The organism is Mesorhizobium sp. P5_C1 (assembly GCF_054049815.1).
Map to the genome: position 1 here is coordinate 1 of NZ_JBFULQ010000973.1, position 1,304 is coordinate 1,304.

2 protein-coding genes are annotated in these 1,304 nt (G+C 60.1%); one reads left to right on the plus strand and one right to left on the minus strand.

Annotated elements, in window-relative coordinates; all coding sequences use genetic code 11:
• A partial coding sequence (locus ACXJ7R_RS33130) for a hypothetical protein (protein WP_457155477.1) occupies positions 1 to 517 on the plus strand: 517 nt, incomplete at its 5' end.
• Positions 518 to 685: 168 nt separating this feature from the next.
• Here the strand turns inward: ACXJ7R_RS33130 and ACXJ7R_RS33135 are convergent.
• On the minus strand, positions 686 to 1,304 hold a 619-nt coding region (locus tag ACXJ7R_RS33135), incomplete at its 5' end, for a winged helix-turn-helix transcriptional regulator (protein ID WP_457155478.1).

Genomic DNA, 1,304 nt, shown 5'->3' on the forward strand with positions numbered 1-1,304 from the left:
CCCTATGTCGGTCGCGGCGTGGATAGCACTGTTCATTGCCCGCTTTATTGCAGATGCGCCAAAGCGCCCAGTGCGAACGGTAGCGATTTCAATGACGTTGATGGCGGTCGGACTTGCTGGCTCCTGGTACTTCTATGAGGGACCTCATCAATCGACAGGAGGGCATCTTGGCTTTGCGTACCTGCTGCTCGCTGGCCTGGCGTCCCTTTCCAATCTGATATTCAGGGCGCGAGCCGTGGGTTTGGTTTGGCTCGCCTTCTCATTGATTTATGTCCCGTTTTCTTGCGGCGCTGCTGATAGTCTTCGGACCGTCTCCAGCTTGTCGGCCGCGACAACTGAGATCGAGACCGACAGGGGCGTAATTAGCGGTCGCATTCTGAGGATGACTTCCGGATTCGCCATCATTTTCGACGGAAAGGCCATAGTTGTGTTGCCGCTTACCAAGATCCGAAGCATGCGGCGACTRTACGCCGACACGCCTGAGATCGACTACCTGAAGGGTGGCACGCCGGACTGAGCCTCAGCTATGCATTGGCAAGCGGCAGCCTGTGTTCGAAGCTTTAGGCTGCCTCAACGCGGAAAATCTGCAAGCGCGACGGGGTGTCTTTCCTCCCTTATTCTCTGTAGCAGGCGTTGCACGGCCACCCCGGACAGATCGAATGAGGCTGCAACCTCAGTATGGTTTTCAAGAAAGCGGAACGATTCCTTCAAGCGCCGCATAGACCGAGGTTCGCAGCCAACGGTCCATGCTGCGGGCAAGGCCGGGGTCGCCGCTCAGGAAAAGGCCACCCCTTTCCTTCTCACGCTCGATGCTGGAGCGGCCCTCCAGGATGGCTCCGAGCGAAACAACGCCGGTCTCGACGAAAAGGTCGACGTCCCGGCGGGGGTCGAGCGAGCATAGCTCGGGCAAGTCCGCGCCTGGCTCGACCACAAACCAGTAATGGGGACACTTCGGTGGGGGATCGTCGCGGAAATGGAAGCGGATGACGGCGCGCCGCCGCGGCARTTCAGCAAGGTCGATCTTTCGCCGCAGGGCCCACATGAGGGTCGAAACATCGACGTCGCCGAGCGCGATCTCCGCCTCGATGTTGCATTGCGCCCATTCCGCCAGCGCGTTCATCGCCGGCTCGAGCTTGATCGACTTGTCGGTGCGGAAATAGCCGATGGCGCCCGTCGCGTCGTCCTCGATGCGCTCCACCAGGCCCAACGCTTCCATCTCCTTGAGCCGCCTCGACAAGAGGGCGGACGAGATGTTGCCCACCCCCTTGCGAATGTCATTGAAGCGGGTCGAGCCGTTCCAGAGC